We start from the raw sequence: 19,999 nt of genomic DNA on the forward strand, positions 1-19,999 counted from the left end.
GGACGGTCGCATGCACCAGTCCCGTGCCGCACCGGCGTCGTGGGCGCTCACGACGGTCGGACCGTCGACGACACCGAGCGACTAGCGTGGGTGCGGTGCCGAGCGACGCCCCCTCCCACCGGAAGTCGTGGCCCGCAGCCCCTGAGGGCTTCTTCACGGTCGAGGCGGCCGGCCTGCGCTGGCTCGGGGAGCCCCAGGCGCACGGCGGCGCCCGTGTCGTCGAGGTCCGCGGCGTCGGTCCCGGTCACATCGACCTCGCCCGGCTGCATCCCGCTCGTCCCACGGAGGACGCGGCCGAGGCCCTCGGGCGAGGTCTCGCCGTGACGCACGCTGCGGGCGCGCCGGCCTTCGGGTCTCCCCCCGCGGGCTGGTCCGGTGACGCCTGGATCGGGCGCCAGACGCAGAGCAACGACCCGACGCCGACGTGGGGCCCGTTCTACGCCGAGCAGCGGGTGCGGCCCTTCGTGCGTCGGGCGCTCGAGCGCGGTCACCTCGACGCCGCCGGCGCCCGCACCGTCGACCGCGTCTGCGACCGGCTCTCGTCCGGCGACTTCGACGACGACCGTCTCGTGGCTCGCATCCACGGCGACCTGTGGTCAGGCAACGTCGTGTTCACCTCCGACGGCGCCGTCCTCATCGACCCGGCCGCGCACGGCGGGCACGGCCTCACCGACGTCGCGATGCTGGCCCTCTTCGGGTGCCCGGGCCTGGGCCGCGTCGTCGCCGCCTACGAGGAGGCCGCCGGACTCCGCCCCGGGTGGCGCGAGCTCGTGGGACTGCACCAGCTGCACCCGCTCGCCGTGCACGCGGCGTCGCACGGACCTGCGTATGCCGCCCAGCTCGTCGAGACGGCCCGGACGTTCGCGTGAGGTGGGGTCGGCGACGTGCTCTCGCCGTTTTGTCGTCCGAGCATCTCGTCGGCTACGCTTTACCGGTTCCCCCCGTGACTGCGGGGTGACGCGCGCCCTCGTGCGTCTGCCCCGATCCGGTGGTGGAGCTCAGCACTTCGTCAACATCGAATTTCAGGAGATACCCGTGGCTGCCAACTGCGACGTCTGCGGCAAGGGACCGAGCTTCGGTCACAACATCTCGCACTCGCACCGCCGCACCAAGCGCCGCTGGAACCCCAACATCCAGCGCGTTCGGACGCTGGTGGACGGTGTGACGCCGAAGCGACTCAACGTCTGCACCTCCTGCCTCAAGGCGGGCAAGGTCGTTCGCTGAACGTCCCTCACCAAACGCTGAAGGCCGGTCCCCCGGGGGGCCGGCCTTTGTCGTACCCGCGGGTGGCATCCCTCGTCGCGCGCGTGATCGCGCACCTGCTGTCGTCCTGACGCACCGCCCGCGCCATCTCGCGCCCGACCTCAAGCGCGCGCCCGCCCGCAGCGGTCCCGCGACCGCGCCGGTCAGGCGCCGCGGAAGTGGTCCCAGCCCGTGTGGGTGACGACGCGGCCATCGACGAGGATGCCCGCGCCCTCACCGTCACCGGGGGCTCGCACCGACCCGATGCGGCGCCACCCGCTCGGCAGCTGCCCCGCGGGGAAGGTCGCGAGCAGCGAGTGCTCCTCTCCGCCGGCCAGCACGCAGTCGAGCGCGGCGTCGGCCCCGAGGGCCTCGGTCAGCGCGTCGACGTCCGCGGCGAGCGCCCGCCGGTCGAGGTCGATGACGACGCGGCTGGCCCGGGCGATCCGCCCGCCGTCGCGCAGCAGGCCGTCGCTGAGGTCGAGCATCGCCGTGGCCCCGGCGGCCGCCGCCTCGGGTCCCGCCGCGAGCGGGGGCTCTGGACGTCGCTGACGGGCGACCGCGACCGGGTGCCGCTCGGCGGCGTCGGCCCGGAGCAGGCGCAGGCCCGCGTCGGCGAGGCCGAGCGACCCGTGGACGGCGAGGACGTCCCCGGGCCTCGCCCCGGACCGGAGGACCGGCTCGCCGTCGAGGCGACCGAGCGCCGTGACGGAGACCATGACGACCCCCGGCGGCGCGGACGAGAGGTCTCCACCGAGCACGGCCACGCCCGCGGCGGCACACGCCTGCGCCAGGCCACCCACGTGGTCGAGCACCCACTCCAGCGACAGCTCGGGGTCGGCGACGAGCGTGACGAGGATCCCCGTGGGCCGGCCGCCCATGGCAGCGACGTCGGCGAGGTTCTGGGCCACGACCTTGTGCCCGATGTCCGCGCCGGAGGACCACGCGTCGAGCCAGTCGCGGCCGAGGACGACGGTGTCCGTCGTGGCGATCGTGCGCTCGGACGTGCGCAGGACCGCGGCGTCGTCACCCGGGGCCACGAGCAGCTCGTCGGTGCCCGGGAAGCCCGGGAGGATCCGCCCGAGCAGCTCGTCCTCGTCGAGGTCGCGCAGGGGCGTCCCGCCCGTCATCATCGGCCCACGCTGGAGCCGCTGCCCGTTCGGCACGGTTCACACACCCTTTCGGTGGACGGCCGTCTCAGGCCCCCGGTTTCCATGGGACGTGAGGCCCCATGGCAAGGTAGCGTCAGGGCACGGTCGCAGTCACACTGGGACCTGCCGTTCCGAGCGGTCGGGCCAGCGCACCGCGCGTGCACGACCGTCCAACGATCGACACACAGTGAGGTGACACGTGGTCCAGGCCTACATCCTGATCCAGACCGAAGTCGGCAAGGCCGCGAGCGTGGCGGAGGCGATCGCGGGCATCTCGGGCGTGACTCTCGCCGAGGACGTCACGGGTCCCTACGACGTCATCGCGCGCGTCGAGGCCTCCAACGTCGACGACCTCGGTCGTCTCGTCATCGCCAAGCTCCAGGACGTCCCCGGCATCACCCGGACCCTGACCTGCACGGTCGTCCACGTCTGAGGCCAGCCCCCTGACCGGACGACCGTACCTCACGACGGCGGCGCTCATCGGCGCCGCCGTCGTGCTGTCCGCGTGCAGCCGCGCCCCCGAGGTGGCGCTCGCGCCCCAGGCGTCGGCCCCGGTCTGCGCGTCGGCACGGTGGCCCGCCGACGTCAGCGGCCACGCGCGCGTCACGACGCAGCCCGACGACGGGTCGGTGGCGGCCTGGGGCGACCCGGCGATCATCGCCCGCTGCGGCCTCGACCCCCTCGGCCCGACCACCGACGACTGCGTGACCGTCGACGGCGTCGACTGGGTCGTCCGGCCCCTGAGCGACGGGTCGGTCGCGACGACCTACGGCCGCGACCCGGCCATCGAGGTGCTGGCCCCCGGCGCCTACGGCGCGGTGCCGCTGCTGCTGCCGGCCTTCACCGACGTCGCGACGTCCCTGCCGGCCAACGGCCGGCACTGCTCCTGAGGGCGTATGCCGTGTGGCCGGCCCGGGCGTGACCGGCCGTGCCCGCACTGGCGGGGTCGGCTCGCTTCAGCGCAGGCCGGTGCGCCGCTCGAGGGCGAGGGAGATGAGCTCGTCGATGAGGTCGGGGTAGTCGACGCCCGACGCCGCCCACATCCGCGGGTACATCGAGTGCGGCGTGAACCCTGGCATCGTGTTGATCTCGTTGATGAGCACTCGGCCGTCGTCGGTGTAGAAGCAGTCGACGCGCGCGAGCCCCTCGCAGCCGAGCGCCTCGAACGCCTCGGCGGCGAGCCGCCGGACCTCCTTGGAGATCTCCTCGGGCACGTCGGCGGGACAGGAGAGGTCGACGTCGGCCTCGGCGAGGTACTTCGCCTCGAAGTCGTAGAAGCCGTGGTTGTCGTGGACGGCGACCTCGCCCACCTCGGACGTGCGCGGCCCGGACGTGCCGTGGCCCTCGAGCACGGCGCACTCGATCTCACGGCCGGCGATCCCCGCCTCGACGAGGACCTTGGGGTCGTGCTCGCGCGCCACCTCGATCGCGGCCTGGAGCTCGGCGGGGTCGTCGACCCGGGTGATCCCCATCGACGAGCCGGCCCGGGCGGGCTTGACGAAGAGCGGGTAGGCCAGACCGGCACAGGCATCCATGGCGGCGGCCGGGTCGGTGCGCCACGCGCGGTCGGTGATGACGGCATACGGCCCGACGGGCAGCCCGTGGCCGGCGAAGACGACCTTCATGTAGTGCTTGTCCATGCCCGCTGCGGAGGCGAACACGCCGGAGCCGACGTAGCGGACGTCGGAGAGCTCGAGGAAGCCCTGGAGCGTGCCGTCCTCGCCGAACGGCCCGTGCAGCAGGGGGAAGACGACGTCGACCTGGCCGAGCTCCTGGGGCGGCCGGCCGGCCTCGAGCGAGGTGAGTGAGCTCTCGCGCGTGGAGAGCGGCAGGACGACGTGGGCGGCGCTCGACTCGACCTCGGGCGTGCGCCCGGCCGTCAGCTCGAAGCGGCTCGGCTCGTCGGCGGCGAGGACCCACTGACCGTCGCGGGAGATGCCGATCGGGATGATGTCGTACTTGCTGCGGTCGATGGCGCGCAGCACCCCGGCAGCGGTGGCGCAGGAGACTGCGTGCTCCGAGGAGCGCCCTCCGAAGACGATGGCGACGCGGGGGCGGCTCGGCAGGTCGGGCTGGGGCTGGTCCGTGGTCATCAGACGAGACTCTATCGAAGACCGCAGGGGCCGCTCGTACGCTGAGGGCGTGGGCACCGAAGCGGATTCACAGCACCTGCACGTCGAGACCTTCCTCGTGGCGGCGGGACGCCCCGAGCGCTCCCCCGGCTCGCCCGCGAACGTCGCCGTCGAGCTGACCTCGACGTATGCCGCGGACGGGCCCGTCAACTACGCCCGGTCGGGCAACCCGACGTGGAACGCGTTCGAGGAGGCGCTCGGCGGCCTCGAGGGTGGTCACGCGCTCGTGCACGCGTCGGGCATGGGAGCCATCTCGGCGGCCCTCGCGCTGGTCCCGGCGGGCGGCACGGTCGTCGCCCCCGACACGACGTACAACGGCACGGGCGACCTGCTCGTCGCTCACGAGAAGGGCGGCGGCACGGTCCTCCGCGTGCACGCCACCGACACGGCCGGCTTCCTCGCCGCCCTCGAGTCGGCCGACCTGCTCTGGCTCGAGTCGCCGACGAACCCGCTCATGGACGTCACCGAGCTCGACGTCGTCCTCGCCCGGTCACGCGAGCTCGGCGTGACGAGCGTCGTCGACAACACCCTCTCGACACCGCTGCTGTGCCGACCCCTCTCGCTCGGCGCCGACGTCGTCGTGCACTCCGTGACGAAGTACCTCTCGGGTCACAGCGACGTCGTGCTCGGCGCGACCGTCGTCGCCGACACCGAGCGCGGGCGCGAGATCGGCGAGCGGCTGCGTCGCCACCGCACCCTGCACGGGGCGATCGCCGGGCCGATGGAGGTCTTCCTCGCGCTGCGCGGACTGCGGACGCTGTCCGTGCGGTTCGAGCGGGCCGGCGCCAGCGCGGCCGAGCTGGCCCGTCGCCTCGAGGGCCATCCGGCTGTGGAGCGCGTGCGCTACCCGGGCACCGGCGCCATGGTCTCGATCGACGTGGCCGGTGACGCCGACGCCGCCGAGCGGGTCTGCGCCTCGACGCGTCTCTGGCTGCACGCGACCAGCCTCGGCGGCGTCGAGTCACAGCTCGAACGCCGTCGGCGGCACCCGTCGGAGTCGGAGCAGGTGCCGGTCAACCTCGTCCGGCTGTCGGTCGGCATCGAGCACGTCGACGACCTCTGGGCCGACCTCGCACAGGCACTCGACCACGTCTGACGCTCGACCACGCCTGACGCTCGGCCACGCCTGACGCCCGGTCCCCTCGGCGGCTCGGCGGGTCAGTAGCCGGCGGACGCGCCCTTCACGGCACACCGGACCAGGCGGACGGCATACTCCCTCAGTGCTTCTCGGCCTTGAGGTCACGTGACATGAGGCGCGGGCCGACCTCGCTCGCCGAGTGACCGTCACGGATCACGGCGACGACCTGCTCGCAGATCGGCATGTCGACGTCGTGCTGGCCGGCCAGCGTGAGGATCGACTCGCACGACTTGACGCCCTCGGTGGTCGTGCGCAGCTCGGCGGTCGCCTCCTCGACGGTGCGGCCGCGCCCGAGCCGCACGCCGAAGCTGTGGTTGCGCGAGAGCGGCGACATGCACGTCGCGATGAGGTCGCCGACCCCCGCGAGGCCCATGAACGTCTGGGGGTGCGCGCCGAGAGCCAGGCCCAGGCGTGTCGTCTCGGCGAGACCACGGGTGATGATCGTGGCCTTGGTGTTGTCGCCGAAGCCCATCCCCTCGGCCATGCCGGACGCGAGCGCGACGACGTTCTTCGTGGCCCCGCACACCTCGGCCCCGATGACGTCGGTGTCGGTGTACGGGCGGAACCACGGGGTTGCGCAGGCGCTGGCGACGCGCTCGGCGGTCGCCATGTCACGGCACGCGACGACGCCCGCGGCCGGCTGGCGACGGGCGATCTCGGGGGCGAGGTTGGGGCCCGACACGACGACGATGCGGTCGGTCGCGATGTCGGCGGCCTCGGCGATGACCTCGCTCATCCGCATCGTCGTGCCGAGCTCGACGCCCTTCATGAGCGACACGACCGGGGCGTCGGCGGGGATCGAGGCACCCCAGCGGGTCAGGTTGTCGCGCAGCGTCTGCGACGGCACGGCGAGCACGACGACGTCGGCCCGGTGGAGGGCCTCGGCCGGGTCGACGGTGGCCCGGACGGCCGACGGCAGCTCGAGCTCGGGCAGGTACGCCTCGTTACGGCCGGCGTTGATGGCGTCGGCGACCTCCGGTCGACGCGCCCACATCGTCACGTCGCACCCGGCGTCGGCCAGGATCATCCCGAAGGCCGTGCCCCAGTTGCCACTGCCCATGACGGCGACGCGAGTCGTCACGACGGGCTCCCGTCCCGGCCGCCGCGACGCTTGGGGCGCCCGATCTCGTGGTGCTTGAGGGGGTCACCGATCTCGGGGACGCCGTGCTGGCGCGGGTCGAAGCGCTCGGTCGGACGCTTCTCGTCCCGGAGCACCTCGAGCAGCTCGGTGATGCGGTCCATGAGCCGGTCGGTCGCCTCGCGCAGCACCTTGGTGTCGATCGGGCGGTCGTAGAGGTCGGACAGGTCGACGGGCGGACCGGCGTACATCATCATCGTCTTGCGCGGGAAGAGCGAGGGCCTGTGGCCGTAGGGGGACAGGATCTCCTGAGCACCCCACTGCGCCACGGGGATCAGCGGGCAGCGCGTCTCGAGGGCGACCCTGGCCGCGCCGGTCTTGCCGCGCATCGGCCAGAGGTCGGGGTCGCGCGTGATGGTGCCCTCGGGGAAGATGCCGAGCGCCTTGCCGGCGCGCACGCCCTCGACCGCGGCCCGGTAGGAGTCGGTCGCCGCGGCGGAGTTGCGGTAGACGGGGATCTGTCCGCACTTCTTGAGCAGCCAACCGACGACCGGGATCGCGAAGAGACTGTCCTTGCCGAGGAAGTAGGCCTCGCGTCCGCTGTCGAACATGAAGTGCGCGAAGACCAGTGGGTCGGCGTAGGAGATGTGGTTCGTCGAGACGACGAACCCGCCCTCGGCCGGGATGTTCTCGAGCCCGCGCCAGTCGCGCTTGGTGACCCACATCAGCAGCGGCCGGAGCAGGAGGGCCACGAGCCGGTAGGCCCACGGCAGCCGACTCTGGGGTGCGCCGGCAGTCACGGTGTCACGTCCTCCTCGTCGTGCGCACGCCGGTCGACGTGGCTGGGCTTCATCTTGTCCACCTCACGGCGCGGTGTCGAGCAGCAGGGCGGCGAGTGGGACGATATCGCCAGCATGACGACCTCCTCGCACGCGCATCCCCCGGCAGAGCCGTCCGCCGGCTGGCACGTCGTCGTCCCCGTCAAGGACACGAGCCACGGCAAGTCGCGCCTCGCCCGCGCCGTCGGCTCGGACCGCGCCGAGCTCAGTGCCGCGATCGCGACCGACACGCTCGAGGCAGCCGCCGCGGCAGTCGGGCCGGACCACCTCGTGCTCGTGACGAGCGACGTGGGCCTGGCGGCCCGGTGGAGTACGCGTGGGGTCCACGTCGTGGCCGACCCCGGCGCCGGTCTCAACGACGCCGTCTCCGCAGGTGTGCGGCACGCCGGGCCCGGTGCCCGCGTGGCCGCCCTGCTCGGTGACGTGCCCTCGCTCGACGCCGCCTCACTGCGGTCCGCCCTCGACGCCGCGTCGTCCGTCGAGGAGTCGTTCGTGCCCGACGCGGACGGCACGGGGACCGTGCTGCGCTGCGGCCGCGGCTTCACACCGCGGTTCGGCACCGACAGCGCCGCGCGCCACGAGGCCGACGGGGCGGTGCGCCTGGAGCTGCCGCTCCCCCGTTTGCGCACCGACGTCGACGACGCCCGCAGCCTCGCTCGGGCACGCCGGCTCGGGCTCGGCCCGGCGACACGCACCGTCCTCGAGCACCGCGCGTCTGGTTGGATCAGGAGCATGCAGGCCACCGTCCACCGCTTCGACCCCGAGACCCACACCGGGAGCGTGCTACGCGACGACGGCGTCGAGCTGCGCTTCGAGGCACCCGCGTTCGAGGCGAGCGGCCTGCGTCTGTTGCGCCTCGGCCAGCGCCTCACGGTCGAGGTCGTCGACGACCTCGTCATCGCGCTGCACATCGTGGGCGTCGGGCCGGGCCAACCCATCCGCTGACGCACGCGTGGGCCCGACCGTCGCCGGTCGGGCCCACGTCACGTCCGGCGGCGGCGCTGCCGGGCGCCGACGCGTGGCCTCACCTCGAGGCGGTCTTCTTCGCGGTCGTCTTGCGGGCCGTCGTCGTCTTCTTGGCGGCCGTGGTCCTCGTGGCGGCCGCCTTCGTCGTCGTCTTCTTCGCGGCAGCCCTGGCCGGGGCGGCCTTGGTCGCCGTGGCGCGCTTGGCCGGGGCAGCCTTCGTGGCAGCGGCCTTCGTCGTCGTCTTCTTCGCGGCAGCCCTGGCCGGGGCGGCCTTGGTCGCCGTGGCGCGCTTGGCCGGAGCAGCCTTCGTGGCAGCGGCCTTCGTCGTCGTCTTCTTGGCCGCAGCCTTGGCCGGGGCGGCCTTCGTGGCGGTCTTCTTCGCCGTCGCCCGCGTGGCCGGTGCCGCGGCCACCGAGGTGCCGGCGGAGGCGCGTGAGGCGGCCGACTCGGTCTTGGAGAGCTTCTTGGCGCCCGACACGACCTCCTTGAAGTTCGTGCCCGAACGGAACTTGGGGACGCGGGTCTTCTTGATCCTCACGGTCGCCCCCGTCTTGGGGTTGCGGCCGGTGCGTGCGGCCCGGTCGGCCCGCTCGAAGGTGCCGAAGCCGGTGATGCCGACCTTGCCACCCTTGGCGACCTCGCGGATGACGACGTCGAGGAACGCCTCCAGCGCGTCGGATGCGACCTTCTTGCTGCCGAGCTTGACCTCGAGCGCGTCGATCAGTTCTGCCTTGTTCACGTCTTCCCCTCCAGAAGGACTGTCGGCGTCAGGCGACCCGACGATGTGCGTCCGGAACCGGTCCGGCTACCTCCTGACGTTAGGCCGCCGCGGCAGGCACGTCCATCACCGGTCGGTGGGTTTTTCGTTGTGTCGCAAGGAGTTTGACGGGTTCTGAGCGGATTCGGGGACGGCTCGAGGACATCTCCGGCGCATCCGACGCGCCGGGAAAGGAAAACGGATCCCCTTGTCTGACAAGGGGATCCGTTCGGTCTCAGGTGCCAACCGGGCGCCTGAGGGGCGTGGCGTCAGGCGGGGGTCGTCACCGGCTTGTGGCTCGGCCGGTGCGACTCGAAATCGGCGACGAGATCCTCGTGTCGCAGGGTCAGTCCGATGTCGTCGAGGCCCTCGAGCAGGCGCCAGCGCGTGTAGTCGTCGATCTCGAAGGGCGCGACGATCTCCCCGGCGTGGACGGTGCGAGCCACGAGGTCGACCGAGATCTCGGTGCCGGGGTTGTTCTCGAGGTACTTCCAGATCAGCTCGACGTCGTCCTGCGAGACGATCGCGGTGAGCAGGCCCTGCTTGCCGCTGTTCCCGCGGAAGATGTCGGCGAAGCGCGAGCTGATGACGACCCGGAAGCCCCAGTTCATCAGGGCCCACACGGCGTGCTCGCGACTCGAGCCGGTGCCGAAGTCGGGGCCGGCCACGAGGACCGAGCCCTCGGCATACACCGGGTTGTTGAGGACGAACGACTCGTCCTTGCGCCAGGCGGCGAAGAGGCCGTCCTCGAAGCCGGTGCGCGTCACGCGCTTGAGGTACTCGGCAGGGATGATCTGGTCGGTGTCGACGTTGCTGCGGCGCAGCGGCACACCGATGCCCGTGTGGGTCGTGAACGCGTCCATGGCTCAGGCCTCCCCGGTCGTCGCGGACGCCAGCTGACCGTGCGGACGGCTGGCACTGTCGAGGTCGGAGGGGCTCGACAGCGTGCCCCGGACGGCGGTCGCTGCCGCCACGAGGGGGCTGACGAGGTGGGTGCGGCCACCCTTGCCCTGCCGGCCCTCGAAGTTGCGGTTGGACGTCGACGCGCTGCGCTCGCCGGGGGCGAGGGTGTCGGGGTTCATGCCGAGGCACATCGAGCAGCCGGGCAGGCGCCACTCCGCGCCGGCCTCGGTGAAGACCTTGTCGAGCCCCTCGGACTCGGCCTGGAGTCGGACCTTGGCCGACCCGGGGACGACGAGCATGCGGACGCCGTCGGCGACCCGGTGGCCCTGGACGACGGCGGCGGCCGCCCTGAGGTCCTCGATGCGGCCGTTGGTGCACGACCCGACGAAGACCGTGTCGACCTTGATGTCACGCAGCGGCGTGCCGGGCTCGAGGCCCATGTAGGCGAGCGCGTTGGCGGCGGCGAGGCGGTCGCTCTCGTCGGCGAACTCCTCCGGGTCGGGCACCGACGCCGAGAGCGGCAGACCCTGGCCGGGGTTGGTGCCCCACGTGACGAAGGGAGTCAGCTCGGCGGCGTCGAGGTCGACCTCGGCGTCGAAGACGGCGTCGTCGTCCGTGCGCAGCGAGGTCCACTCGGCGACCGCCGCGTCCCAGTCAGCGCCGGTCGGGGCGTGCGGGCGATTCCGGAGGTAGTCGAAGGTCGTCTGGTCGGGCGCGATCATGCCGGCGCGCGCGCCGGCCTCGATGGACATGTTGCAGACCGTCATCCGGGCCTCCATCGACAGGGCCTCGATGGCCTCGCCGCGGTACTCGATGACGTAGCCCTGGCCACCGCCGGTGCCGATCTTGGCGATGACGGCCAGGACGATGTCCTTGGCGGTGACGCCGTCGGGCAGCTCGCCGCGCACGTTCACGGCAAGGGTGCGGAAGGGCTTGAGGGGCAGCGTCTGCGTGGCGAGCACGTGCTCGACCTCGGAGGTGCCGATGCCGAAGGCGAGCGCTCCGAAGGCGCCGTGCGTCGAGGTGTGGCTGTCGCCGCAGACGACGGTCATGCCCGGCTGGGTCAGGCCGAGCTGCGGGCCGACGACGTGGACGATGCCCTGGTCGGCGTCACCCATCGGATAGAGGCGGACACCGAACTCCTCGCAGTTGCGGCGGAGGGTCTCGACCTGGATCTTCGACACCGGGTCGGTGATCGGTCCGGGCGTCGTGGGGACGTTGTGGTCCTCGGTCGCGAGCGTCAGGTCCGGGCGGCGCACGGCCCGGCCGGCGAGCCGCAGCCCGTCGAAGGCCTGGGGGCTGGTCACCTCATGGAGGAGGTGGAGGTCGATGTAGAGGAGATCGGGCTCCCCTTCGGCGCGACGGACGACGTGTGCGTCCCAGACCTTCTCGGCCAGTGTCCCTGCCATGACTTCCCTCTGACTTCCCTCCGCGGCGGCGTTCCGGTGCTCGAGCGCGTGCGCCATCGAGGACCTGGTCGCGACATCGCTCTTCGGCAAGCCTGAACCTTTTGTGGGCGCGGTGGATTGACGTCTCAGTGCCTGAGACGTCAGTATCAGTGCATGGACAACTCTTCAGGGGTCGGTGTTCTCGACAAGGCGGCCACGGTGCTGGGCGCCCTCGAGGCCGGTCCGGCCACCCTCGCCCAGCTCGTCGGAGCCACCGGGCTCGCCCGTCCGACGGCCCACCGTCTGGCCGTCGCGCTCGAGCACCACCGTCTCGTGTCGCGGGACATGCAGGGACGCTTCGTGCTCGGTCCGCGCCTCGGCGAGCTCGCCTCGGCCGCGGGCGAGGACCGTCTGCTGGCCGCGGCCGGCCCGGTGCTCGGCGCCCTGCGCGACCACACGAACGAGAGCGCGCAGCTCTTCCGCCGTCAGGGCGACCAGCGCATCTGCGTCGCCGCGGCCGAGCGGCCCGTCGGTCTGCGCGACTCGATCCCGGTCGGCGCGACGCTCTCGATGCTCGCCGGCTCCGCCGCCCAGGTCCTGCTCGCGTGGGAGGAGCCCGACCGGCTGCACCGCGGCCTGCAGGGCGCGGCCTTCACGGCCACCGCACTGTCCGGCGTCCGGCGTCGCGGGTGGGCCCAGAGCGTCGCCGAGCGCGAGGCCGGCGTCGCGTCGGTGTCGGCGCCGGTCCGCGGCCCGTCGGGTCGCGTCGTCGCCGCGGTCTCCATCTCGGGACCCATCGAGCGGCTCTCCCGCCAGCCCGGTCGGCTCCACGCGGCGACGGTCGTCGCCGGAGCCAACAAGCTGACCGAGGTGCTGCGGCGCCACCACGCCATGCAGCAGCAGCAACAGCAGCAGCACAACGCCTGACCCACCTACGGCTGCAGCCGCCTCCCGACAAGGGCGTCGGGGACGGCTCGCCCTGCACAACGGATCGGTCACGATCCGGATCGACACCCCGACCCGGACAACCATTCCGGGCGTCGTCGCGTCACCCTCAGTGCAAGTGCACCGACGCACGGCACCGTCGCGTTCAGACAAGGGGTCACGATGCAGACAGCCACCACACCGCTCCGGGCCACCGGCGGTCTGCGCCGCGCCCTCGCGCTCGGCGGCCTCGTCGCCCTCGTCGCGGCCACGACGGCCTGCAGCCCGGACCAGGGAGTCGGGGCGGCCGCCACGCACGTCGGCCGAACCGCAGCGTCCGGACCGTCCGGCACACCGGCAGCCACGACCGAGAGCCCCACCGGCACCGCGAGCGAGACGCCGCCGTCCACCCCGTCAGCGGTCACGCCGCCGACCACCACTCCGCCGACGCCCGCGCAGCAGACGCCCACGCGACCGACGCAGCCCTCGAAGCCCACTCCGTCCGAGACGGCCGAGCCCGAGCCGGCACCGGTCATCATGCTCCGCGCCGGCGACACCGGCCCGAAGGTGCGCTCCCTGCAGGCCCGGCTGCGACAACTGAGCTGGTTCGACGGCGATGTCAGCGACCGCTACGGCTCCCGGACGACGGCCGCCGTCCGCGGCTTCCAGGCCAAGCGCGGCTTCGACGCGACCGGCATGCTCGACGAGCGCACCTGGGACCGCCTCGTCTCGATGACGCACCGCCCGACGGCCGACGAGCTCGCCAACGTCAGACCGAAGCCCGTCGAGCCCACCCCCGCGACCGTCTCGTGGGACGTCGACGAGCGCTGCATGACCGGTCGGGTCATGTGCGTCAGCAAGTCGACGAAGCGCCTCACCTGGGTCGTCGACGGCGTGCCGCAGTACGGCTTCGACGTCCGGTTCGGCAGCGACGAGCTACCCACCCGCGAGGGCGTCTTCTCCGTCTACAAGAAGAAGGTCGACGTCATCTCGAACCTCTACCACACGCCCATGCCGTACTCGATGTTCTTCTCCGGCGGCCAGGCCGTGCACTACTCCTCGAACTTCGCCCGCCTCGGCTACGCCGGGGCCTCGCACGGCTGCGTCAACGTCCGCAACAAGCCGCTGCTCGTCCAGCTCTACGGCGAGGTGCGGATCGGCGACAAGGTCGTCGTCCACTGGTGACGGACCCCGAGCGCCCCGACGTAGGCTGGCCACGGTCACTCCCCCACGGCCCGAAGGAGTCGGTGTGCTCAAGGTTGGTTGGAAGGCGTCCGCGGAGCAGTTCGGTCCGCGCGACCTCGTCACGTTGGCCACGCAGGCCGAGCAGGTCGGGCTCGACTCGGCCTTCATCTCCGACCACTTCCAGCCCTGGCGGCACCAGCAGGGTCACGCGCCCTTCGCGATGAGCTGGCTCGCGGCTGCGGGCGAGCGCACCGAGCGGATCCAGCTCGGGACGTCGGTCATGACCCCGACGTTCCGCTACAACCCGGCCGTCGTGGCGCAGGCCTTCGGGACGCTCGGAGCCCTCAACCCCGGACGCATCGTCCTCGGCATCGGTACCGGGGAAGCCCTCAACGAGGTGGCCGTCGGTGCCGCGGGCTCGCCGTGGCCGGAGTTCAAGGAGCGCTTCGCGCGCCTGCGCGAGGCCGTGACGCTCATGCGCAGGCTGTGGACCGAGGAGCGCGTCGACTTCGAGGGCGACTACTACCGCACGCACGCGGCGACGGTCTACGACCGCCCGGAGCAGCCCATCCCCGTCTACGTCGCGGCCGGCGGTCCGCTCGTCGCAAGGTATGCCGGCCGGTCGGGTGAGGGTTTCATCTGCACGTCCGGCAAGGGCCGCGAGCTCTACGAGGACAAGCTGCTGCCTGCCGTCGACGAGGGCCTGGCCAAGTCCGGGCGCACGCGTGACGACATCGACCGGATGATCGAGATCAAGCTCTCCTACGACCGTGACCCCGACCAGGCGCTGCACAACGTGCGCTTCTGGGCGCCCCTGTCGCTCAGTGCCGAGCAGAAGCACGGTGTCGACGACCCGGTGGAGATGGAACGCCTGGCCGACGAGCTGTCCGATGAGGAGATCGCCAAGCGCTGGATCGTCACGAGCGACCCCGCCGAGGCCGTCGACGCCGTGCGCCAGTACGTCGACTGGGGATTCAACCACGTCGTCTTCCACGCGCCCGGCCACGACCAGGGCCGCTTCCTCGAGCACTTCTCGGCCGACGTCCTGCCCGGCCTGCGCGAGCTCAGCTGACGGCGCCCTCCGGGGCCACGTCGGGGACGGCGACCTCGCTCCGGCCGATCCGGGCGTGCCGTCGACGGCTGCGGTCCTCGGTCAGACCGAAGGCCTTGCCGAGCCCCGTCGGCGGCATCCCGACGTAGAGGCTCTCGTGCGCACCGGCCGGGACGGCATACGTCTCGTGCCAGATGCCGACGGCGCCGGTCGCCCTTCGGCTCCGACGGTAGAAGGCCGTCCAGGCCGGCCGGTGGCGTCGCTCGGGGTCGTTGGCGTACGCGTACACCGACTCGACGTCCCGCCAGTACTGAACGAGCGTGGGCCCTCCTGCGCCGATGAGCGTGCGGGCCTCGAGGAAGCCGAGGTCCGGCCCCTCCCCGCGTGCGGCGGCGGCCTTGGCGGCATACAGCTCGCTGATCATGCCCGGCATCGCGGCGAACACCGGACCCCAGAGGTCGGGGCGCCACGGGTGGTTGACCCGCATGCCGATGAGGAAGACGGCCAGCTCGCCGTCGTGGGTGTGGCTGGTGTGGACGAAACCGCTCATGACACGCCTCTCGGATAGTGGTGCTATCCAAGTTTGGGTAGTCATACTATCCAAAGTCAAGGGAGGACCTCATGCGCATCTCCGAGCTCGCCGACACCACCGGCGTCAGCATCCCCACGCTCAAGTACTACCTGCGGGAAGGACTGCTCCACGCCGGCGTGGCGCAGGGCGCCACCCGCGCCTCCTACGACGAGACCCACGTCGAGCGGGTCCGCCTCGTGCGCACCCTCGTCGACGTGGGCCGGCTCTCGATCGAGCGGGTGCGTGAGGTCGTCCACGCCCTCGACGAGCCGCCCGCCAGCCGGCACGAGCTCCTCGGGGCAGCGCACGAGGCCCTGCGTCCGCACGTCACCCCGGGGGTCCCGGGGGACGTCACGCCCGAGTCGCTCGAGCGGGTGCGCGCCCTCGGACCGCCGGGGTGCGAGCACTCCCCGGCCGGTCTCCAGCTCGCCCAGGCACTCACGGCCGTTGCCGCGGGAGGGTGGAGCGTCGACGACGCGACACTCGACACGTGGCACCGGGCCATGCTGTCGGTCGCCGAGACCGACGTCGCCCCCGCGCTCGCCACCGCCCCGCCCGAGGAGGCCCTGCGCTACGCGATCGTGGGCACCGTCCTGACCGACCCGGTGCTGCTCGCCCTGAGACGTGTGGGGCAGGAGTCGGTCAGTGCCCGAAGGCTCGGCGGTCCACCGACGACGACCGGCCCCTCCGCGAGCACCGCGCACTAGCATCGCAACAGGTCCACCGCGGACCGGAGACCCGGGAAGGGGCCGCGCGCGTGACGACAGCTTCGGACGACCCCGACGCCGCACGGGACCCCGGTCTGACGACCCGGGCGGCCGCCCTGGCCCGCCGCCTGCCCTTCACGATCGCGGTCGTCGGCACCATGCTCGTCCTGGCGGTGGCGACAGGCACGCTGTGGAACGCGCTCGAGGACCGGGACCTCGTCGACCACGTCGCATACGGTCTCCCGGCTCTCCAGGACGGCCGCTGGTGGACCCCGGTCACCGGAGCCTTCTTCGCCCTCACCCCGGGGCAATACCTCCCCGTGGCCGGCGGGGCCCTGATCATGGTCGGCTGGTCGGAGTGGCGTCTGGGCACGCGTCGGGTCGTCGTCGCCGCGACGTCGACGCATCTGGCGGGCGTCCTGCTGGCCTCGCTCTTCCTGCTCGTCGTGGGCGGCACCGGCTGGGAGTGGGCTGCCCGACTCGCGGCAGAGCTGGACGCCGGGTTCAGCGCCGGTGCCCTCGGAGCGGTCGCCGCGGCGAGCGCGACCCTGACCCCGCCGTGGCGCGGGCGCCTGCGAGCCGGCCTGTCGCTCTACGCCGTCGTCGCGCTCCTCTACGTCGGACGCCTCTGGGACCTCGAGCACGCCATCGGCATCTCGGTCGGGCTCGCGCTCGGGCCGGTTCTCCTCGGCCGCCGGCCGTCGCTGTCGATGCCCCGCTTCAGCCGGCACGAGTGGCGGGTCGTCTCATCGGCCTTCTACCTCGTCAGCGCACTGGTCCAGACGTTGCTCTACTTCACACCGTCGGACGGGCCGCTCGGAGCGACCTCCGACGACACGGACGCCTTCAGCGTCCTCATCAGCGCGGCCATCTCGCTCCTGCTCGCCGACGGCCTGCGGCGCGGCTCGCGTCGGGTGTGGTTCCTCGCCGGCGGCCTCGCGACCCTCTCCCTGCTGGCCCAGTCCCTGCTCATCGTCGTCGAGGTCGTGGCCCCGGACCAGCTCAACGGCGACGGACAGGTCGCCACGTCCATCCCCGAGCTCGTCGTCACGGTGGTCATCACGCTGCTCCAGCTCACCGTCCTCGTGCTCGGTCGGTCGGCCTTCCAGGCACGGTCACGCCGCAAGCGGCGCGCACAGCTCGCGACCGGCGCGAGCGACAGGGACACCGCGGTCGCCCTGCTCAAGGAGCACGGGGGGTCGACGATGTCGTGGATGGGCACCTGGCCCGACAACCACTGGTACGTCCACCGCGACCCGTCGGGTGCGCCCGTCGGCTACGTCGCCTTCCAGGTCCACCGGGGCACGGCCATCGCCCTCGGCGATCCCGTCGCCGCAGACGCCGCGACGCGTGCTGACGTGCTGCAGGGCTTCGTCGACGAGCAGGAGACGCACGGCCTCATGGTGTGCTTCTTCTCCGTGACGCAGGAGGTGGCGGACTGGGGACGTGCCCACGGCAGGCGCGACGTGCTCGTGGCCGAGGAGGCGATCATCGACCTGCCCGACCTCGAGTTCAAGGGCAAGTCCTGGCAGAGCGTCCGCACGGCCCTCAACCGCGCGACGAAGGACGGGATCAGCTACCGCGAGGGGAAGCTCGCCGAGATGCCGCGCGGGCTGCTGACCCAGGTGCGCGCCATCTCCGAGCTCTGGGTCTCGGACAAGGGCCTGCCCGAGATGGGCTTCACGCTCGGGGGCGTCGACGAGGCCCTCGACCCTGACACGCGGGTCGGGCTGGCCGTCGATGCCGACATGACGGTCCACGGCGTGACCTCCTGGCTGCCCGTCCACTCCCCCGGCGGCGAGGTCCGCGGCTGGACGCTCGACGTCATGCGCCGGCTGCCGGACGGCTTCCGGCCGGTCACCGAGTTCCTCATCGCGAGTGCCTGCCTGTCCTTCCGCGAGCAGGGCGCCTCGTTCGTCTCGCTCTCGGGCGCTCCGCTGGCGCACTCGGGCGACGGGACGGCCGAGCGGGCCGCGCTCGAGCGGCTGCTCGACCAGCTCGGTGAGGCGATGGAGCCCCTGTACGGTTTCCGGTCGCTCGACAGCTTCAAGCAGAAGTTCCGGCCCCGGCACGAGCCGGTCTACCTCGTCTTCGCCGACGAGGCCGCCCTGCCGCGCATCGGACTCGCTCTCACGTCGGCGTACCTCCCCGGCGCCTCCCTGCGTGACCTGGCCCGCGCGGGGCTCCAGTCGCGCCGGGACGAGGCTCAGGTGTCCTTGTAGGGCCGCTTCTCGAGGACGGAGGCCAGCGTGGCGGTCTTGTCGGGGGTCCAGCCGGGTGGGTTCGTCACGGCGACCCAGGACTCGAGGTTGGACGTCGCGGAGTAGAGGTGGCCGTAGCCCATCGGGATGCTGCCCGCGCCGGGCAGGTCGAGCAGCACCTGCCACATCGTCACGAGCGGGAACCAGCCCATCCGCGCCGACACGTCCGGGCCCCGGTCGCCGTCCGTGAGCCACTCCGGCTGGCTGAAGGCCATGCTCGGTGAGAAGAAGACGATCGGGTCGCTCGCGTGCTGGAGGTAGACCAGCCGGGTCGGGCCCCAGGTCGCGCCCCCGCGGTCGAGACCGTTCTCCTCCGCGGTGAAGCGCACCGTGCGGCCCTGCTCGTAGACCGGCAGGTATGCCGGGCTGTCGGGTTGACGCTGCGCGGTGAGCCGGGCGTGCAGGTCGTTGACGAACGGCGGTCCCGACATGAGGGCGCCGTCGATCGGCTCGTTGATGACGTTGATCGAGGACAGGATGCTCTCGACCCCGAACGAGCCGAGCGACAGGCCGTAGAGGTAGAGCTTGGGCCGGGACGCCTCGGGCAGCGTCGACCAGTACTGGTGGATGGTGTCGAAGACGACCCGGGAGGTCTCCCGGACGGCGTCCTGGTCGGCCAGCAGCGAGATCCACGACGGCAGGTAGGAGTACTGCACGCCGGCGATGGCGGTGTCACCGTTCCAGAGGAACTCGAGCGGGTCGGTGCCGTTCTGGTCGAGGAAGCCGGTCCCGGTCGTCGTGGCGACGACGAGGACCTTCCGGTCGAACGCGCCGGTGCGTCTCAGCTCGGCCAGGACGACGTCGGCCCGCCCCTGGACCGTGTCGGCGGAGCGGAGACCGGCATAGACCCGGATCGGCTCCTTGGCGCCGCCGCCGTTCACGGCGTCGAGCTCGGCGACGGTCGGTCCCCCGCCGACGAAGTAGCGGCCCTGGCGGCCGAGCAGGTCCCAGCTGGACAGCGACTGCGGGCTGCCGGACCGCTCGGGGACCTGCGGACGGTTCATGTCCTCGGCGATGAGGGTGTCCCGTGGCGCGAAGGTGTTGTTGGCCACGGCGAAGAAACCGTTGACGAGGACGCCGGTCAGCAGCGACCAGATCAGGGCGAGCAGGACCGCCGAGCCGACGACGACCGCGACCCGGCGGGGCAGCCGGCGACCGAGCCAGCCGAACACGGTGCGGAAGAGCAGGCGCAGGCTCCGCGCGACGACGAGGATGAGGACGGCCAGCAGCACCGTGACCACGATGACGACGGGCCACTGGGTCGGCGACGCCGGCTCCATCCCGTAGAGCGTGCGGATCTCGTTCTGCCAGCCGACCTGGCGCCACCCGGTGAAGACCGCCGCCCAGAGACCGAGGCCCACGAAGATCGCCACGAGCACGCGCCGCGCCCGGCCGGGCACGCTCGGGATCCCGAGGTAGCGCCAGAGCGCCTGGGCTCCCGCACCGATGCCGTAGCCGATCATCACCGTGACACCCGAGGCGATGCCCTGCACCACCGCGCCACGAGGCAGCAGCGAGGGCAGCAGCGACAGCGCGAAGAACCACGCCGCCACGGTCAGGCCCACACCGGAGAACGTCATGTCGAAGACTCGGCGGGGAGCGCCGAGTGCGGGGCGCCAGGAGCGGCGACGGGCGGTGACCTCCGGAGGGGCGACGGCGGTCGTTGCAGTCATGCGGCGGCTCCTTGCTCGGCGTGCCTATGACGA

20 protein-coding genes are annotated in these 19,999 nt (G+C 72.3%); 11 read left to right on the forward strand and 9 right to left on the reverse strand.

What is annotated here, in order from left to right; all coding sequences use genetic code 11:
- Positions 1–86: 86 nt before the first annotated feature.
- On the forward strand, positions 87–869 hold the full coding sequence (locus tag H283_RS0106970) for a fructosamine kinase family protein (RefSeq protein ID WP_020142800.1): 783 nt from the start codon (positions 87–89) through the stop codon (positions 867–869).
- 166 nt (positions 870–1,035) lie between these two features.
- Positions 1,036–1,224 carry a 50S ribosomal protein L28 gene (gene rpmB / locus H283_RS0106975; RefSeq protein ID WP_020142801.1) on the forward strand — a complete coding sequence of 63 codons (189 nt, stop codon included), beginning with the start codon at positions 1,036–1,038 and terminating at the stop codon, positions 1,222–1,224.
- Between the two features lie 182 nt (positions 1,225–1,406).
- Here the strand turns inward: rpmB and thiL are convergent, their stop codons facing one another.
- Positions 1,407–2,375, reverse strand: a complete 969-nt coding sequence (gene thiL, locus H283_RS0106980) for a thiamine-phosphate kinase (RefSeq protein WP_020142802.1) — start codon at positions 2,373–2,375, stop codon at positions 1,407–1,409.
- A gap of 217 nt (positions 2,376–2,592) precedes the next feature.
- Between thiL and H283_RS0106985 the strand changes: the two genes are divergently transcribed.
- The gene (locus H283_RS0106985) at positions 2,593–2,826 is read left to right on the forward strand and encodes an Lrp/AsnC family transcriptional regulator (protein WP_020142803.1); all 234 of its coding nucleotides are present in this window, start codon (positions 2,593–2,595) and stop codon (positions 2,824–2,826) included.
- Between the two features lie 61 nt (positions 2,827–2,887).
- Positions 2,888–3,283 carry a hypothetical protein gene (locus tag H283_RS0106990; RefSeq protein WP_020142804.1) on the forward strand — a complete coding sequence of 132 codons (396 nt, stop codon included), beginning with the start codon at positions 2,888–2,890 and terminating at the stop codon, positions 3,281–3,283.
- Positions 3,284–3,349: 66 nt separating this feature from the next.
- Here H283_RS0106990 and H283_RS0106995 read toward each other — a convergent pair whose 3' ends face one another.
- Positions 3,350–4,486, reverse strand: a complete 1,137-nt coding sequence (locus tag H283_RS0106995; protein ID WP_020142805.1) for a D-alanine--D-alanine ligase family protein — start codon at positions 4,484–4,486, stop codon at positions 3,350–3,352.
- A 49-nt stretch (positions 4,487–4,535) separates the two neighbouring features.
- On the opposite strand from H283_RS0106995, the gene H283_RS0107000 reads away from it, so the two are divergent.
- Positions 4,536–5,621: a PLP-dependent aspartate aminotransferase family protein gene (locus tag H283_RS0107000; protein WP_020142806.1), complete on the forward strand. Its 1,086-nt coding sequence runs from the start codon at positions 4,536–4,538 to the stop codon at positions 5,619–5,621.
- A gap of 121 nt (positions 5,622–5,742) precedes the next feature.
- On the opposite strand, the gene H283_RS0107005 is transcribed toward H283_RS0107000, so the two are convergent.
- Both H283_RS0107005 and H283_RS0107010 read right to left on the reverse strand, forming a co-directional pair.
- Positions 5,743–6,744: an NAD(P)H-dependent glycerol-3-phosphate dehydrogenase gene (locus H283_RS0107005; RefSeq protein WP_020142807.1), complete on the reverse strand. Its 1,002-nt coding sequence runs from the start codon at positions 6,742–6,744 to the stop codon at positions 5,743–5,745.
- Positions 6,741–7,541, reverse strand: a complete 801-nt coding sequence (locus H283_RS0107010) for a 1-acyl-sn-glycerol-3-phosphate acyltransferase (protein WP_020142808.1) — start codon at positions 7,539–7,541, stop codon at positions 6,741–6,743. The genes H283_RS0107005 and H283_RS0107010 overlap by 4 nt, the downstream gene beginning before the upstream one ends.
- Before the next feature lie 114 nt (positions 7,542–7,655).
- Between H283_RS0107010 and cofC the strand changes: the two genes are divergently transcribed.
- Positions 7,656–8,525, forward strand: a complete 870-nt coding sequence (gene cofC, locus H283_RS24290) for a 2-phospho-L-lactate guanylyltransferase (RefSeq protein ID WP_020142810.1) — start codon at positions 7,656–7,658, stop codon at positions 8,523–8,525.
- A 79-nt stretch (positions 8,526–8,604) separates the two neighbouring features.
- Here the strand turns inward: cofC and H283_RS0107025 are convergent, their stop codons facing one another.
- The 3 genes from H283_RS0107025 to leuC all read right to left on the reverse strand — a co-directional run bounded on the left by H283_RS0107025 (position 8,605) and on the right by leuC (position 11,615).
- A complete protein-coding gene (locus tag H283_RS0107025; RefSeq protein ID WP_020142811.1) occupies positions 8,605–9,285 on the reverse strand; it encodes an HU family DNA-binding protein in 681 nt (226 codons plus the stop codon).
- A gap of 287 nt (positions 9,286–9,572) precedes the next feature.
- On the reverse strand, positions 9,573–10,166 hold the full coding sequence (gene leuD / locus H283_RS0107030; RefSeq protein ID WP_020142812.1) for a 3-isopropylmalate dehydratase small subunit: 594 nt from the start codon (positions 10,164–10,166) through the stop codon (positions 9,573–9,575).
- A 3-nt stretch (positions 10,167–10,169) separates the two neighbouring features.
- The gene (leuC, locus tag H283_RS0107035; protein ID WP_020142813.1) at positions 10,170–11,615 is read right to left on the reverse strand and encodes a 3-isopropylmalate dehydratase large subunit; all 1,446 of its coding nucleotides are present in this window, start codon (positions 11,613–11,615) and stop codon (positions 10,170–10,172) included.
- A 153-nt stretch (positions 11,616–11,768) separates the two neighbouring features.
- Between leuC and H283_RS0107040 the strand changes: the two genes are divergently transcribed.
- From H283_RS0107040 to fgd, 3 genes are all read left to right on the forward strand, one after another.
- Positions 11,769–12,521: an IclR family transcriptional regulator gene (locus tag H283_RS0107040; RefSeq protein WP_020142814.1), complete on the forward strand. Its 753-nt coding sequence runs from the start codon at positions 11,769–11,771 to the stop codon at positions 12,519–12,521.
- A 180-nt stretch (positions 12,522–12,701) separates the two neighbouring features.
- Positions 12,702–13,703: a L,D-transpeptidase family protein gene (locus tag H283_RS28365; RefSeq protein WP_020142815.1), complete on the forward strand. Its 1,002-nt coding sequence runs from the start codon at positions 12,702–12,704 to the stop codon at positions 13,701–13,703.
- Positions 13,704–13,767: 64 nt separating this feature from the next.
- Positions 13,768–14,775, forward strand: a complete 1,008-nt coding sequence (fgd, locus tag H283_RS0107050) for a glucose-6-phosphate dehydrogenase (coenzyme-F420) (RefSeq protein WP_020142816.1) — start codon at positions 13,768–13,770, stop codon at positions 14,773–14,775.
- Here the strand turns inward: fgd and H283_RS0107055 are convergent.
- Positions 14,768–15,304, reverse strand: a complete 537-nt coding sequence (locus H283_RS0107055; RefSeq protein WP_020142817.1) for a DUF4188 domain-containing protein — start codon at positions 15,302–15,304, stop codon at positions 14,768–14,770. The genes fgd and H283_RS0107055 overlap by 8 nt on opposite strands.
- Positions 15,305–15,375: 71 nt before the next feature.
- Between H283_RS0107055 and H283_RS0107060 the strand changes: the two genes are divergently transcribed.
- On the forward strand, positions 15,376–16,032 hold the full coding sequence (locus H283_RS0107060; RefSeq protein WP_020142818.1) for a MerR family transcriptional regulator: 657 nt from the start codon (positions 15,376–15,378) through the stop codon (positions 16,030–16,032).
- Positions 16,033–16,082: 50 nt separating this feature from the next.
- Entirely contained in the window at positions 16,083–18,254 is a 2,172-nt protein-coding gene (locus tag H283_RS24295; protein WP_020142819.1) for a bifunctional lysylphosphatidylglycerol flippase/synthetase MprF, read from the forward strand.
- Here the strand turns inward: H283_RS24295 and H283_RS0107070 are convergent.
- Positions 18,239–19,966: an alpha/beta-hydrolase family protein gene (locus H283_RS0107070; RefSeq protein WP_020142820.1), complete on the reverse strand. Its 1,728-nt coding sequence runs from the start codon at positions 19,964–19,966 to the stop codon at positions 18,239–18,241. The genes H283_RS24295 and H283_RS0107070 overlap by 16 nt on opposite strands.
- Between the last annotated feature and the right edge of the window lie 33 nt (positions 19,967–19,999).

The sequence above is a fragment of the Terracoccus sp. 273MFTsu3.1 genome, from assembly GCF_000383675.1.
Lineage (GTDB): Bacteria > Actinomycetota > Actinomycetes > Actinomycetales > Dermatophilaceae > Terrabacter.